Here is a 13,895-nt window from a genome sequence, read left to right as displayed (position 1 = left end):
GACGGGCTCATCGTGGCGTCGGCGACGCGTCGGCGGGGTGATCGGCCGGGCCGGCGGAGATCGGCTCCGCGGTCCGTTCGGGAGGCGGCGGGGCGGTGCTCGCGCGAGCGACGAGGCGCACGGGCAGGCTGACCTCGGTTGCCGCGGGCGCGTCGTCGAGCAGCAGTTCGATGCCGCGCCGGCCGAGCGCTTCCTTGTCGACGGCGATCGTCGTGAGCGGCGGATGCGCCTGCCGCGCCGCCGGAATGTCGTCGAAGCCGACGATCGCGATGTCTTCCGGCACGCGCAGCCCGGCCGCGAGGCACACGCGCATGGCCGCGAGCGCGGCCGCGTCGTTGTAGGCGAACACGGCCTCGGGACGCGGCGCGCCGCGCGCGCCGTCGAGCAGTTGCAGCATGGCGCGTGCCGCGCCGGCGTCGGGGTCGAGGCCGGCTTCGGTCGCGACTTCGAGCGACGGATCGAACAGCAGTCCGGCTTCGAAGAACGCGCGCCGATAGCCGAGCGCGCGCTGCGCGATGCTGAAGTGGGCGAGCGAGCCGCCGATGAAGGCGACGCGCCGCCGTCCGCGCTCGAACAGGTGCCGCATGGCGAGCGCCGCGCCCGTCGCGTTGTCGACGTTCACCGAGCGCAGGCCCGGCGCCCAGAGGTCGATCAGCACGAGCGGCTGTTGCAGCGCCGCGAGCGCGGCCAGCGTTTCGGGCTCGACGAAGCCCGCCACGGCGATTGCGTCGGGAGCGTGCAGGCGCAGTTGCGGCACGATGTCGTCGACGGGGCCGGCCGTGAGGAGCGAGGGCACGATTTCGCGCTCGCGGCAGGCGTCCTCGACGCCGTGCAGGACGTGCGAGAAGAACGGGCTCGCGGCGAAATTGTTGTGCTGCCGGTGCAGCAGGAAGGTGAGGCGGCGGATGCGCGGGCGCAGTTGCGCCGGGTCGTAGCCGAGCGCGCGGGCGAGTTCGACGATGCGCTGCCGCGTAGGCTCGGAGAGCCCCGGCTGGTGCTTCAATGCGCGCGAGACGGTGCCGATCGACACGCCGGCCGCGCGCGCCACGTCGCGAATGGTTGTCCCCATGATGAGCTACGGACGACGGCGCGGCGCGCCGTTCCGGATGTTGTCAGGTGCCGGGGATTGTATAGTAAAAATCCGGCGCGGAATCGTCCGTTACGGGCCGTTGGCATGCGTAGATACCCGTGGTTGCGGGCTGTCGATGCGTGCGATGCCGTTTAGTAAAAACGGCTAAACAAACAGCGGGGAAACCGGGCGAGCGGCGTCGTGCCGTCAGCCGGCTTCGCGCGGCAGCGCCGCTTCCTGCTCGTCGTGAGGCAGCAACTGCTCGCTGTCGCGGCCGTCGATGACGACGAAGCCCGACGGCTCGTGCTTGGCGCGCCGCTTCGCGAGCGCCGCGAGCGAGGCGATCGATTCGCTGCTGCGCGGCATGCCGCTGCCCGGCGCGATATGCACGCAGCCGATGGCCATCGTCACGAACGTGAAGAAGGTCGGGTTGCCGCGGCGGTCTTCGCCGTGGATGCCGCCCGCGAGCCGGTCGGCCGGCGCATAGAAGCGCAGCGCGCCCGTGTTGAACGCCTCGATGGCCTGCAGCACGCGTTCGCGCCAGTTCTCGCTCTGGAACAGGATCAGGAAGTCGTCGCCGCCGACGTGGCCGAGGAAGTCGCGCGTCGGATCGCAGACGTCGGCGAGCACGGCCGCCGCGAACTTCAGCACCTCGTCGCCCTGCCAGTAGCCGTACTGGTCGTTGAACGGCTTGAAGTGGTTGAGGTCGACATAGCACGCGTGGAAGCCCGCGTCGTGCTCGAGCAGCCGCGTGATGTGTGAGCTGATCGGAATGTTGCCGGGCAGGAACGTGAGCGGGTTCGCGTAGCGCGCGGCCTGGATGCGCACTTCCGTGACCGCGCGCACGAGGCTCTCGCCCGTGCCGAGGCCCGCGTAGCGGCCGCCGTCGGCGATCACGAAGCCGTCCGCGAGATAGCGCTGGTCGTCGCTTGCAAGCAGCTCGGCCATCTGCTCGACGCTCATCGACTGCTCGATGACGACGGGCGAGGCGTTGGCGAACTGCAGGCACGGCTTCTTGCCGAACAGCTCGCGGTGATACGGCAGCGCGTAGCGGTCCATGAACGCGCGGCGGTTGATGAGCGCGATGGGCCGGTCGCTCTCGACGATGGCGACCGCGTGCAGCTCGGGCATCCGGTTGAACAGCTCGAGCACGTCGTTGTTGGTCGCCTGGCGCGGCAGCGCGGGCGCGCGCATCATCATCTTGGCCGTGGCCGCGCTGCCCGAGGACGAGTTGGCGGCGCGCGTCGCTTCGGGGAAGACGGCGATGTGCCCGGCCCGGATCGCCTCGCGCACGTCCTGCCCGAGCGTGCGCGGCGGTTGCGCGTCGGGCCGGCCGAAGAAATAGCCCTGGCCGCTGCCGATGCCCATGTCGCGCAGCACGATCATGTCGGCCTCGTTCTCGATGCCTTCGGCCACGAGCCGCGCGCCGCTCGCCTGCGCGAAATGCTGCATCGCGCGCACGGCCTCGAACTTGAGCGCGTCGTTGGCGATGTCGTGGACGAAGAAGCGGTCGATCTTCACGAGGTCGGGCTGCAACTGCACCCAGAGGTTCATGCTGGCGTTCGCCGTGCCGTAGTCGTCGAGCGCGAATTGCGCGCCGGCCGTGCGCAGCGCCGCGATGACGGGCGCGAAGCCGCGCAGGTCGGCGATCGCGCTCTGCTCGGTCAGCTCCACGACGATGCGCTGCGCGTCGACGCGCGAGCCGAACAGTGCGAACGCGCCGTTGCCGGAGTCGGTCAGCTCGCGCAGCGCGTCGGCGCTGAAATTGAGGAACAGCTTGCCTTCGTAGCCGAGCCTGGCGAACGCCTCGATGCAGGCCTCGGCCGCGGCGCATTCGAGTTCGGTTGTGCACCGTTCCGCCGATGCCTGCGCGAAGAGGGCGGCCGGCGTTTCGAGCGGCGTGCCCGCCGGTCCCCGGATCAAGCCTTCATAGCCGAGGATCGCGCCGTCGTCGAAATCGACGATCGGCTGGAATACCGCTCGCAACGTGCGTTGCGCAATCAGGTTGGCGATCTGGGACGAAGGGGACGACGGCGACGAAGCGGCGGACATGGACTAGCCATAAGGACAGGATAGTCCATCATTTAACGGCGTTCGCGCGCCGGAGTTAAATGAACTTTGGATGACACGACTTATTGGGGAGCGGCGACGCCGCGCGCGCCGGATCGCAAGGATACCGGCGCAATTCGTGTTTAACGTTTGCGCCTCTTTAGCGGCGCGCCGCCGTCGCCGGACGCTGGCCCGCGCGCGATCCGTCGCCCGTTGCCGCGTCCGTCTCGCCGCTCGTGTCGCGCGCGCCCCAGCGTTGCGCGAGAGCCGCGCACACCATGAGCTGGATCTGGTGGAACAGCATCAGCGGCAAGACGACGGCGCCCACCGCGTTCGAGGCGAAGATCACCTTGGCCATCGGCACGCCGGCCGCGAGGCTCTTCTTCGAACCGCAGAACGTGATGGTGATCTGGTCGGCGCGCGAGAAGCCGAGCCGCTTGCTCACGAACATCGTGACGACGAGCGCGAGCGCGAGCAGCACCGCGTTCACGACCACGATGCCGCCGAGCGCGCTGAGCGGAATGTGATGCCAGAGCCCTTCGTTGACGGCTTCGCTGAACGCGCTGTAGACGACGCAGAGAATCGAGCCCTGGTCGACGTACTTCAGCACGGCGCGGTTGCGGTCGATCCAGCCGCCGATGACGGGGCGCAGCAACTGGCCGGCCACGAACGGCACGAGAAGCTGGAGCACGATGTCCCAGACGGTGTGCCAGGGCGAGCCGCCGCCCGAGGATTGATTCGAGATCACGAGGCTGACGAGCGCGGGCGTGACGAAGATGCCGATCAGGCTCGAGGCCGAGGCGCTGCAGACGGCGGCCGGCACGTTGCCCTTCGCCATCGACGTGAACGCGATCGAGGACTGGACCGTCGAGGGCAGCGTGCAGAGGAACAGGACGCCCATGTAGAGCGTCGGCGTGACGAGCGGCGAGAGCACCGGCTTCAGCGCGAAGCCGAGCGCCGGGAACAGCACGAACGTGCTCGCGAGCACGACGAGGTGCAGGCGCCAGTGCGTCGCGCCGGCGACGATGGCCTCGCGCGAGAGCTTCGCGCCGTGCAGGAAGAACAGCAGGCCGATCGCGATGTTGGTGATGCCGTCGACCGCGACGGCGGCCGTGCCGCGCGCGGGCAGCAGGCTGGCGAAAATCACCGTGCCCACGAGGCACAGCGTGAAGTTGTCGGGAAGAAACTTGGGGCGGGCCATCTCAGGATCTCGGAATGCGCCTTTGGGGCGCCATGCCGCACTCTGTGCGACGACAGGTCGCGGGTAGTCACGGATTAAGTTGCTATTGTCCGTGAAAAGCGATAAAAAAAGCAAATTCATTTGAGTAATTGATTAATGTGCGCGGCGCATGAGTCGCCCCACGTTTTGCATCCGTTGCTGCCGGAGGATGTGGTAGCCGGCGGACGATTCGCGAAAAATATGAGGAAAATCGCGTAGTTACACGACGTTACAACCCTTCCGAAGACATAACACTTTTAAACTCGACACTTACAGCGGCTGTCAATAAATTAGGACGACCGGTGATCGGGACGACAGGTGCGCGCAGGTGGCGTGCCGTGCTGTCTGCCCCCGTTTTCCGGACCCGCCCTGTCACAGCCCGAATGACGGACGGAATGATGGCCGTGGGGGCCGATCGTCGGGCAGGTGAAACGCGCAAATGCACGCAGGGTTGTCGAGAATGGGGCAGTGGGTTCTGGGTGCCGGTCTGGCGGCCGCGGTCGCGCTCGCTCATGCCCATTCGTCGCCGGTTTCGTCTCACGCCGGCTTCGAGCGCGTGCAGGTCCGCAGCGAAGCGCGCGAGATGGGCCGTCCGGCCCTTCCGCACGGCAGCGCGGCGGCGCGCTGGTACGGCGCAAGGCATGCGGGCGCGCGCGGCGCCTATGGCGACGACGCCGGCCGCCGCGCCATTCGCGATAGCGGCATGGCCGCCGGCTACGACGGCATCCGGCCCGTGAGCGCCGAGGCGCGGCCCGACGAACATCTGCCCGTCGATTCCCCGCTGCGCGCCGGATCGATTCGCGAGGACGTCGCCCGCTTCAGCGCGGAACACAGCGGCTGGCGGTCGTTCGCGCCCACCGGCAACGACGGGTCCCGCGCGCCGATGCCGCCGTCTCCTTACCGGAATTAGCGGCTTCGTCCTGCCTGCGGCGCCTGGCGCTCCCATCTTTTTCCGCTCCTCCGGTTGTCCCGGTTCGTCGCGCCTCGGCCCGTTTCCCCTTTTTGTGTTTGACGACTGCCCATTGGCAAAGCGGGCACAATATCGCCGATTGATTCTCAACGAGAGCGATTGCGATGGACACCCTCGTCAGCATGAAAGTGTTCCGGCATGTCGTCGAGGCGGGAAGCTTCGTCGGCGCGGCCGCCCGGATGGGCATGTCGGCGGCGATGGCGAGCAAGCACGTGATGCATCTCGAGCAGCAGCTCGGCGCGCGACTGCTCAACCGCACGACCCGGCGCGTCGCGCCGACCGAGGCGGGCCGCGAATACTACGAGCGGCTCTCGCAGGCGCTTACCGAACTCGACGAGGCCGGGCAGGCCGTGGGCGCGGCGAGTGTCGTGCCGCAGGGCCGGCTCAGGGTCTCGTCGCTGACCGCGTTCGGCCTGCGCCACGTGATGGGGGCGGTGGCCGGCTATGCGGCCGGACATCCGCAGGTGACGGTCGACATCACGCTGTCGGATCGCGTCGTGGAGCTGATCGACGAGGGGTTCGACGTGGCGATCCGCGCCTCGCCGTCCGGGCTCAAGTCGTCGTCGCTGATCGCGAGGCAGCTTGCGACGGCGCACATCGTGCTGTGCGCCTCGCCCGACTATCTGCGCCGGCACGGCGTGCCGCGCCGCATCGAGGATCTCGCCGGCCACAACTTCATCCACTATTCGAGCGTGTCCGCGCAGGAGCTCACGCCGTTCGCCGAGGCCGGCGGCGGCCGCGTGCGGCTGGCGGGCAACCTCGTCGTCAATCATCTGGAGGCGCTGCGCGTCGTCGTGCTGCAGGGCGCCGGCCTGTCGATGCTCGGCACCGAGGTGATCGGCGACGATATCGCGGCCGGCCGGCTCGTGCCGCTGCTCGTCGACGCGCTGCCGCCGCGCGAGCTGCCGATCTACGCGCTCTATGCCAGCCGTCGGCATCTGTCGGCCAAGGTCCGTTCGTTCGTCGATTTTCTGGCGACCCACTTCGACAGGCGCGTGCTCTGGCCGACGCCCGAGCAGATCCGCGCGGCCGCGATGCGGTGAGCGGCCGCGCGCGTGCTGCGGTCCTGCGGCGGGATCAGCGCCCCGTCGTGCCGCCGGGGCCTGCCGGCGCGACGATCCCGAGCCGCGCCTTCGCCGCCTCGTACTCGCGCCCGAGGCGTTCCACCAGGTCCGCGACGCCGGGCACGTCGTCCACAAGCCCCGCGCCCTGGCCCGCGCCCCAGATGTCCTTCCACGCCTTCGCCGGGTCTTTATCCTGATTGCCGCCGAAGTCCATCTTCGATTTGTCGGCCGTCGGCAGCGCGTCGGGATCGAGGCCCGCGTCGGCGATGCTCCGGCGGATGTAGTTGCCGTGCACGCCCGTGAAGAGGTTCGTGTAGACGATGTCGGCGGCCTCGGCTTCGACGATCGCGCGCTTGTAGTCGTCGACGGCGTGCGCCTCGCGCGTCGCGATGAAGCGCGTGCCCATGTAGGCGAGGTCTGCGCCCATTGCCTGCGCGGCCAGAATCGAGCCGCCGTTCGCGATGGCGCCGGATAGCACGAGCGGTCCGTCGAAGATGCGCCGTATCTCGCCGACCAGCGCGAACGGCGAAAGCGTGCCGGCGTGGCCGCCCGCGCCGGCCGCGACGAGGATCAGCCCGTCGACGCCTGCTTCGAGTGCCTTGTGCGCGTGTCGCAGGCTGACGACGTCGTGCAGCACGATGCCGCCGTAATGATGGACGGCGTCGACGATCTCCGTGGCGGGCGCGCGCAGGCTCGTGATGAAGATCGGCACCTCGTGCTCGACGCAGACGCGCACGTCGCGTTCGAGCCGCGCGTTCGACTGATGGACGATCTGGTTGACCGCGAGCGGGCCGACCGTCGCGTCGGGATGCGCGGCCCGATGGGCGTCGAGCGTCTCGCGGATCTGCGCGAGCCAGTCGTCGAGCTGCGCCGCGGGGCGCGCGTTGAGCGCCGGGAACGAGCCGACGATGCCGGCCTTGCATTGCGCGAGCACGAGCTCGGGGTAGCTGACGATGAACATCGGCGCAGCGACGACGGGCAGCGACAGGTTTTGCAGGACGGCGGGCAACGCCATGATCCGGGGCTCCTGGGTCTCTTTGCAGGCGGTCGGGAACGGTTCGGCCGATTATAGGCGGGCGTGCCGGCCGCGGCGGCCGCACGGGGTTAGAGGAAGTACCCGGTCTCGACGATGCGCCGAACCTGGATGCTATCCGCGGGCCGGGAACCGCCTGGGAATCCGATGTATCCGGCAGGACGGATCGTGCGGTGCGAGGCCCGTATGTCGAATCCGCAACGCGTAGGGAAACCACCAATGCGTCGGCCGGATCGGCGCAGGTATGATGCGCTCCATAATATGATCACGTTAGAAGAACACTGAAGCTCGCGACCGCCCGGTTGCGAGCTTTTTTCTTTGAGGCTTTCGCTATTCCGGAGCGCCAGGGCGAGGTGCCGGCGCGCGCATGAGTTGCCCGTGACGATCCTCGATGGCCAGCCAGACGGCTCGCCTCGCGGCCTCGTCGAACGACGACCATCCGGCGATCTCGTCGATCGTGCGCAGGCAGCCGTCGCACCAGCCGGTAGCCGGATTCATCCGGCACACGTTGATGCACGGCGACCGCGGCGGCCGCGCCGCCGTGCCGAAGTCGCCGTCGGGCGCGGGCTCCCCGTTCGCTGCGTTCATGCTTCGCGCAGCGCGACGTCGACGACGGGCGCGCCCGTCAGCGAAACCAGTTCTCGCGGCGAGAGGTTGAACACCGCGTGCGGATGGCCGGCGGCGGCCCAGAGGCTGTCGAGCTCGAACAGGTCCGCGTCGATCAGCGTGACGGGCGCGACGAGATGGCCGATGGGACAGACGCCGCCGATCGCATAGCCCGTTTTTTCGCGGACGAACTTCGCGTCGGCGCGGCCGACCTCGCCCGCGTGCACCGCGACCTTCTTTTCGTCGACGCGGTTGGCGCCGCTCGCGATCACGAGCACAGGCGCGTCGTCCGCGAGGCGGCGGAACAGGATCGACTTCGCGATCTGCGCGACCGAGCAGCCGAGCCCCGCCGCGGCTTCGGCCGAGGTCCGGCCGCTTTCGGGCAGCATGACGACCGGTTTCGTATGGCCGCGCTCGTGCAGCAGTCGCGCGATGCGTTTCGCGGCATCGGGCAGGGCGTCGAGGTCGTGCGGGGCGCCGGCGGGCGGGAGCGTGGTGTCCGTCATGAAGGTTCTTCCTTGCGTTCGTCGGAAAGTAAAGGGCGTGTCGGCCGTGCCTCAGGCATCCGCTGCGGCGTGGCCGGCCTTCGCGAGTAGCGCCCGGCCGGCGCGCGACGCGTTCGGTTTGCCGATGGCGCGCGAAATGAAGTCGCCGGCCGCGACGACCTGGCCGAGGTCGATGCCGGTGCGAATGCCGAGCCCGTCCATCAGGTAGAGCACGTCCTCGGTCGCGACGTTGCCGGTGGCACCCTTCGCGTACGGGCAGCCGCCGAGCCCGGCCACCGAAGCGTGAAAGATGCCGATGCCTTCGAGGAGCGCCGCGTAGATGTTCGCGAGCGCCTGCCCGTAGGTGTCGTGGAAGTGGCCCGACAGGCGCTCGCGCGGAAACACGCGCGTCACGGCCTCGTAGACCTCGCGCGTGCGCTTCGCCGTGCCGACGCCGATCGTGTCGGCGATGTCGATCTCGTCGCAGCCGAGCGCGGCGAGCCGCTCGACCACGTCGACGACGGCCGCGACCGGCACCTCGCCCTGGTAGGGGCAGCCGAGCGCGCACGAGACGCTGCCGCGCAGCCGCAGGCCGTGCGTCTTCGCGGCTTCGGCCACGTCCGCGAAGCGCGCGATGCTCTCGGCGATGCCGCAATTGATGTTCTTCCGCGAGAACGCCTCGCTCGCCGCGCCGAAAATCACGATCTCATCGGCCCGCGCGGCGAGCGCGCCCTCGAAGCCGCGCAGGTTCGGCGTGAGCGCGGAGTAGACCGTGCCGGCGCGGCGCCCGATGCCGGCCATCACGTCGGCACCGTCGGCCATCTGCGGCACCCACCTGGGCGACACGAACGAGGTCGTCTCGATGTTCGGAAAGCCGGCGGACGAAAGCCGGTCGACGAGTTCGATCTTGAGCGCCGTGGGAACGAAGGCCTTTTCGTTCTGCAGACCGTCGCGCGGCCCGACTTCGACGATCCTGACTGCTGTGGGCAAGGTCATGCGTGTCTCCTTTCGTGTACCGGCGCGGTTGTCCGGCGTGTTGTCCGGAGGACGGCGCCGTATTTGTTGTCGGCGCGCTGCCGGCGATCCGCTTGATGCGTCCCGGTTCGCGGCCGACGTGCCCCGGTCAATAACCGCGTTCGCGCTCCACGATGCCGCTTATTGCCTCGCCGCGCGCGAGCGCCTCGATCTTGCGCGCGATCTGCGCGATGCTTTCCTCGCGCAGCGTCAGCGCCGAGACGTGCGGCGTGATCGCGATGCGCGGCTCGCGCCAGAACGGGTGGTCGGCCGGCAGCGGCTCGTCGCGGAACACGTCGAGCGTGGCCGCCGCGAGCGTGCCTTGCGCGAGCGCGTCGAGCAGATCCTGTTCGACGAGATGGGCGCCGCGCGCGATGTTGACGAGATACGCGCCGCGCGCGAGCTTCGAGAACGTGCGCGCGTTCAGCACGTTTTCGGTGTCCGGCGTCGAAGGCAGCAGGTTGACGAGCACCTTCACGCCGTCGAGGAACGCGTCAAACTGCGGACCGTGCAGCTCGCCCGACGCCGTGGCGATGCCGTCGAGCATCTTCGCGTGCCGGCTGAAGCTGCGCACCGGCACGCCGAGCGACGCGATCGAGCGCGCCACGCTGCTGCCGAGCACGCCGAGCCCGAGCACGCCGACCGTGAACGTCGCGCGCGGATGCGCTTCGAGCGGTTGCCATCGGCCCTGTGCCTGTTGTCGCGCGTATTCGTCGAAGCGGCGCTGGTAGTGGAGCACCGCGTGCGTCACGTATTCGTTCATCTGCTGCGCCATGCCGGAATCTTCGAGGCGCACGAGCGGCGTCGCCGGCGGCAGCGTGCCGGGCGCCTCGCTCTCCAGCGCGAGGATGGCGTCCACGCCCGCGCCGAGATTGAAGATCGCGCGCAGGCCGGCGCGTTCGGCGAACAGCTCGCGCGGCGGTTTCCAGACGACGGCGTAGTCGGCGGGCGCCCGATCGCCGGGCTGCCATTCGCGCAATTCGGCATGAGGCAACGCGCGCGCGAAGCCGTCCCGCCAGGCGCTGGCATCGGCTTGCGGCAGATAGAACAGGATTTTCATGGGGTTCGGTTCGGGTGGCCTGCGGGTCCGGCAGGGCGACTCGCGTGGCAGGACGATGCCGGAGCGGATGGATCGGCATCATTCTACTTTTTCGGCTGCGAGCGCGTCGCGCTTTCCGCGGGCGGGTGTCGCGCCGCGGGCGGCGGGCCGAAAGGTGGAAAAAGCAAAGCAAAATAAATTGGTTCGACGCGTTCGCGGCCCGCGCCACAATCGGCTTCAGGATCGCGGTCGTGGGGAGGGGGAATCATGTTTTCATGTGCTCAATCGCGCTGGCCGCCTCGGCTCGTCACCGTGCCGGGTCTGCACGGCAGTGACGGCGCTCATTGGCAGACCTGGCTCGAACGTCAGTTCCCGCGCTCGCTGCGGGTCGAGCAGGAGGACTGGGACGCGCCCAGTCTCGCGGTCTGGGGCCGTGCGCTCGCCGATTTGCTCGCGCGCGAGCGCGGCCCGTTCCTGCTCGCCGCGCACAGCTTCGGCTGTCTCGTCGCCGCGCACGCGCTGCTGCACGGCACGACGGGCGCCGACGTGGCCGGCGTGCTGTTCGTCGCGCCGGCCAGCCCCCGGAAATTCCAGTTCGCCGGCGCGTTCGAAGCGCGCCGGCTTGGCGTGCCGTCCATCCTGATCGGCAGCGAGACGGACCCGTGGATGCCGCTTGCCGAGGCGCGCGAGTTGGCGCGGCGGCTCGGCAGCGCCTTCGTGAATCTCGGCGACGCCGGGCACGTCAACACGGCGGCCGGTTTCGGTCCCTGGCCGCGCGCGAAATATTTCGTCGATACGCTCGTGCATTGCGAGGCTCCGCGCCGTCTGCGCGACGACGACCCGCGGACGGACACGGACGGCGGCGAGCTTCGCGCCGCCATCGCCTGAAGGCGGTCCGTCGCGTTCGCGGTTCGATTCCGCGGTATCCCGAGTCCCGATTATTCCGTACCCGCCGCCTGAAAGCGCGTCAGGCCCGCTGCGTTGCGCGCAGGATGCGCGCCGTGTGCAGCGCGATCATCGCTTCCTCGTCCGTCGGAATGGCGAACACCGGCACGCGGCTGCCGTGCGCGTCGAGGCGCTGGCGGTTCGCGTCGTTCGCCCCGTCGTCGATCTCGATGCCGACGAGCGGCCCGAGCCGTGCGCAGACCGCCGCGCGGACCGGCGCCGCGTGCTCGCCGATGCCGCCCGTGAACACGAGCGCATCGAGTCCGCCGAGCGATACGGCGAGCTTGCCGACGTCCTGCGCGATCCGGTAGCAGAAGAATTCCACGGCGAGCTTCGCCTGTTCGCTTTCGCTCGCGAGCAGTTCGCGCATGTCGCTGCTGATGCCCGACAGCCCCTTGAGCCCCGATTCCTGGTAGAGCAGGTGCTCGATCTCTTCGCGGTTCATGCCGCGCGCCATCATCCAGAGCACGGCGCCGGCGTCGAGCATGCCGCAGCGCGTGCCCATCGGCAGGCCGTCGAGCGCGGTGAGGCCCATCGTCGTCTCGACGCTCTTGCCCGCGTGCATCGCGCACAGGCTCGCGCCGTTGCCGAGATGCGCGACGATCACGCGGCCGCGCGCGAGCTCGGGCGCGACCGACGACAGCTTGCGCGCGATGTATTCGTACGAAAGCCCGTGAAAGCCGTAGCGGCGGATACCGTCGCCGTAATAGCCGTAGGGCAGCGCGAAAAGCTGCGCGAGGATGCCGTTGCCCGCATGGAACGCGGTGTCGAAGCAGGCCACCTGCACGAGCCCGGGCGCAGCGGCGCGCACCGCGCGAATGGCCGCGAGGTTGTGCGGCTGGTGCAGCGGAGCGAGCGGGGTGAGCGACTCGAGTTCCGCGAGAACGGCGTCGTCGATCAGCACGGCGTCGGCGTAGCGCGCGCCGCCGTGCACTACGCGATGGCCGATCGCGACGGGCGGCGTGTCGCGCAGGCCGACTGCGAGCACGAGCCGCAGCAGCCGGAACGCCGCGTCGTGATCGTCGACCTGGGAGACGGGGAACGTTTCGTCCACGATGAGCCGGCCGTCGGCCATGTGCGCGACGACGCGCGGCGCGACGCCGATGCCCTCGATCTGTCCGCCCGCGCCGAACAGCGCGCGGGCGCCTTCCTCGGCCTGCGGGTCGTCGATCACGCGGTACACCGAGCACTTGATGCTCGACGAGCCCGCGTTGACGACGAGCACGACGTGGCCTTCGCCGGCCGGGCGCGCGGCGCTCGTCGTGTTCATAGCGTCTGCGCCGTCTTGCGCGCGCGCCGCGCGTGCGCGAGCAGGACCGCGATCGCGCAACTGCCGATGCGGGCGCGCACCGAGTCGGCCCGGCTCGTCAGGACGATCGGCACGCGCGCGCCGAGCACGACGCCGGCCGCCTGCGCGCCGGCGAGAAACGTCAACTGCTTGGCGAGCATGTTGCCGGCTTCGAGGTCGGGCACGACGAGGATGTCGGGGTCGCCGGCCACCTCCGAGCGGATGCCCTTGGTCTGCGCCGCCTCGCGGCTGATGGCGTTGTCGAACGCGAGCGGGCCGTCGAGCAGCGCGCCCGTGATCTGGCCGCGGTCGCTCATCTTGCAGAGCGCGGCCGCGTCGAGCGTCGACGGAATCTTTTCCGAAACCGTTTCGACGGCCGAGAGGATCGCGACCTTGGGCCGTCCGATGCCGAGCGCCTGCACGAGTTCGATCGCGTTGCGCACGATGTCGGCCTTGTCGGCGAGCTTCGGAAAGATGTTGACCGCCGCGTCGGTGATGAAGAGCGGCTTGTGATACGAAGGCACGTCCATCGCGAACACGTGCGAGAGCCGCCGTTCGGTGCGCAGCCCGCTCGTCGCGGCCGCGACTTCGTGGAGCAGCTCGTCGGTGTGCAGGCTGCCCTTCATCAGCAGCTCGGCCTCGCCTTCGCGCACGGCCTGCACGGCGCGCGCAGCGGCCGCGTGGCTGTGCGGCGCGTCGACGATGGCGATGCCGTCGAGAGCGAGGTTCTGTTCCTGCGCTACCGCGCGAATCTTCGCCTCGGGACCGACAAGCAGCGGCGCGATGAGGCCGAGCCGCGCGGCGTCGAGCGCGCCCGTCAGCGACGACGCATCGCACGGATGCGCGACGGCCGTCGGAATCGGCGGGAATCCCGAACAGCGTTGCAGCAGGATGGCGTACTTGTCGGGCGACGAAGTCATGGGCATCTCCATGCCGAACCGGGCGAGGGGCGGCATGGAGATGCCGCATTGCGCGAGGCGAAGACAGTGTAAATCAGGCCGTCGATCGCGGGACGCAAGCGGACGCCGCCGTGTCGATTCGATGCGGTTCGTGCCTTCGCGATTCGTTCACCGCATCGTCACGGCATTGTCGCGGACGAGCCCGATCCAGCCCT

General features: G+C 69.3%; 13 protein-coding genes. 3 read left to right on the top strand and 10 right to left on the bottom strand.

Features of this window, described 5'->3' with window-relative positions; translation table 11 throughout:
* Positions 1-7: 7 nt before the first annotated feature.
* From CY652_RS10975 to CY652_RS10965, 3 genes are all read right to left on the bottom strand, one after another.
* Positions 8-1,069 (bottom strand): LacI family DNA-binding transcriptional regulator, encoded by a 1,062-nt coding sequence (locus CY652_RS10975; protein WP_102130744.1) that lies wholly within the window; start codon positions 1,067-1,069, stop codon positions 8-10.
* 207 nt (positions 1,070-1,276) lie between these two features.
* Entirely contained in the window at positions 1,277-3,121 is a 1,845-nt protein-coding gene (locus tag CY652_RS10970) for a GGDEF domain-containing protein (RefSeq protein ID WP_102130743.1), read from the bottom strand.
* Positions 3,122-3,278: 157 nt separating this feature from the next.
* Complete coding sequence (locus CY652_RS10965) at positions 3,279-4,319, bottom strand: bile acid:sodium symporter family protein (RefSeq protein WP_102130742.1); 1,041 nt, start codon at positions 4,317-4,319, stop codon at positions 3,279-3,281.
* A 478-nt stretch (positions 4,320-4,797) separates the two neighbouring features.
* Between CY652_RS10965 and CY652_RS10960 the strand changes: the two genes are divergently transcribed.
* Positions 4,798-5,247 (top strand): hypothetical protein, encoded by a 450-nt coding sequence (locus CY652_RS10960; RefSeq protein WP_102130741.1) that lies wholly within the window; start codon positions 4,798-4,800, stop codon positions 5,245-5,247.
* A 164-nt stretch (positions 5,248-5,411) separates the two neighbouring features.
* On the top strand, positions 5,412-6,350 hold the full coding sequence (locus CY652_RS10955; RefSeq protein WP_102130740.1) for a LysR family transcriptional regulator: 939 nt from the start codon (positions 5,412-5,414) through the stop codon (positions 6,348-6,350).
* A 34-nt stretch (positions 6,351-6,384) separates the two neighbouring features.
* Here the strand turns inward: CY652_RS10955 and CY652_RS10950 are convergent, their stop codons facing one another.
* The 5 genes from CY652_RS10950 to CY652_RS10930 all read right to left on the bottom strand — a co-directional run bounded on the left by CY652_RS10950 (position 6,385) and on the right by CY652_RS10930 (position 10,569).
* Positions 6,385-7,386, bottom strand: a complete 1,002-nt coding sequence (locus tag CY652_RS10950) for an NAD(P)H-dependent flavin oxidoreductase (RefSeq protein ID WP_102130739.1) — start codon at positions 7,384-7,386, stop codon at positions 6,385-6,387.
* Between the two features lie 348 nt (positions 7,387-7,734).
* Positions 7,735-7,992 (bottom strand): DUF1289 domain-containing protein, encoded by a 258-nt coding sequence (locus CY652_RS10945; protein WP_102130738.1) that lies wholly within the window; start codon positions 7,990-7,992, stop codon positions 7,735-7,737.
* The gene (locus tag CY652_RS10940) at positions 7,989-8,516 is read right to left on the bottom strand and encodes a YbaK/EbsC family protein (RefSeq protein WP_102130737.1); all 528 of its coding nucleotides are present in this window, start codon (positions 8,514-8,516) and stop codon (positions 7,989-7,991) included. Before CY652_RS10940 ends, CY652_RS10945 begins: the two co-directional genes overlap by 4 nt.
* Positions 8,517-8,567: 51 nt before the next feature.
* The gene (locus CY652_RS10935; RefSeq protein ID WP_102130736.1) at positions 8,568-9,491 is read right to left on the bottom strand and encodes a hydroxymethylglutaryl-CoA lyase; all 924 of its coding nucleotides are present in this window, start codon (positions 9,489-9,491) and stop codon (positions 8,568-8,570) included.
* 127 nt (positions 9,492-9,618) lie between these two features.
* On the bottom strand, positions 9,619-10,569 hold the full coding sequence (locus tag CY652_RS10930) for a 2-hydroxyacid dehydrogenase (protein ID WP_102130735.1): 951 nt from the start codon (positions 10,567-10,569) through the stop codon (positions 9,619-9,621).
* 246 nt (positions 10,570-10,815) lie between these two features.
* On the opposite strand from CY652_RS10930, the gene CY652_RS10925 reads away from it, so the two are divergent.
* Positions 10,816-11,436, top strand: a complete 621-nt coding sequence (locus CY652_RS10925; RefSeq protein WP_102130734.1) for an RBBP9/YdeN family alpha/beta hydrolase — start codon at positions 10,816-10,818, stop codon at positions 11,434-11,436.
* Positions 11,437-11,515: 79 nt separating this feature from the next.
* Here CY652_RS10925 and CY652_RS10920 read toward each other — a convergent pair whose 3' ends face one another.
* Entirely contained in the window at positions 11,516-12,763 is a 1,248-nt protein-coding gene (locus CY652_RS10920) for an acetate/propionate family kinase (protein ID WP_102130733.1), read from the bottom strand.
* On the bottom strand, positions 12,760-13,707 hold the full coding sequence (locus tag CY652_RS10915) for a phosphate acetyltransferase (RefSeq protein ID WP_102130888.1): 948 nt from the start codon (positions 13,705-13,707) through the stop codon (positions 12,760-12,762). Before CY652_RS10915 ends, CY652_RS10920 begins: the two co-directional genes overlap by 4 nt.
* Between the last annotated feature and the right edge of the window lie 188 nt (positions 13,708-13,895).

The organism is Burkholderia sp. WAC0059 (assembly GCF_002870125.1).
Taxonomy (GTDB): Bacteria; Pseudomonadota; Gammaproteobacteria; order Burkholderiales; family Burkholderiaceae; genus Paraburkholderia.
Note: the sequence above shows the minus strand (reverse complement) of the source record. Positions and strands in the feature narration are given on the sequence as shown.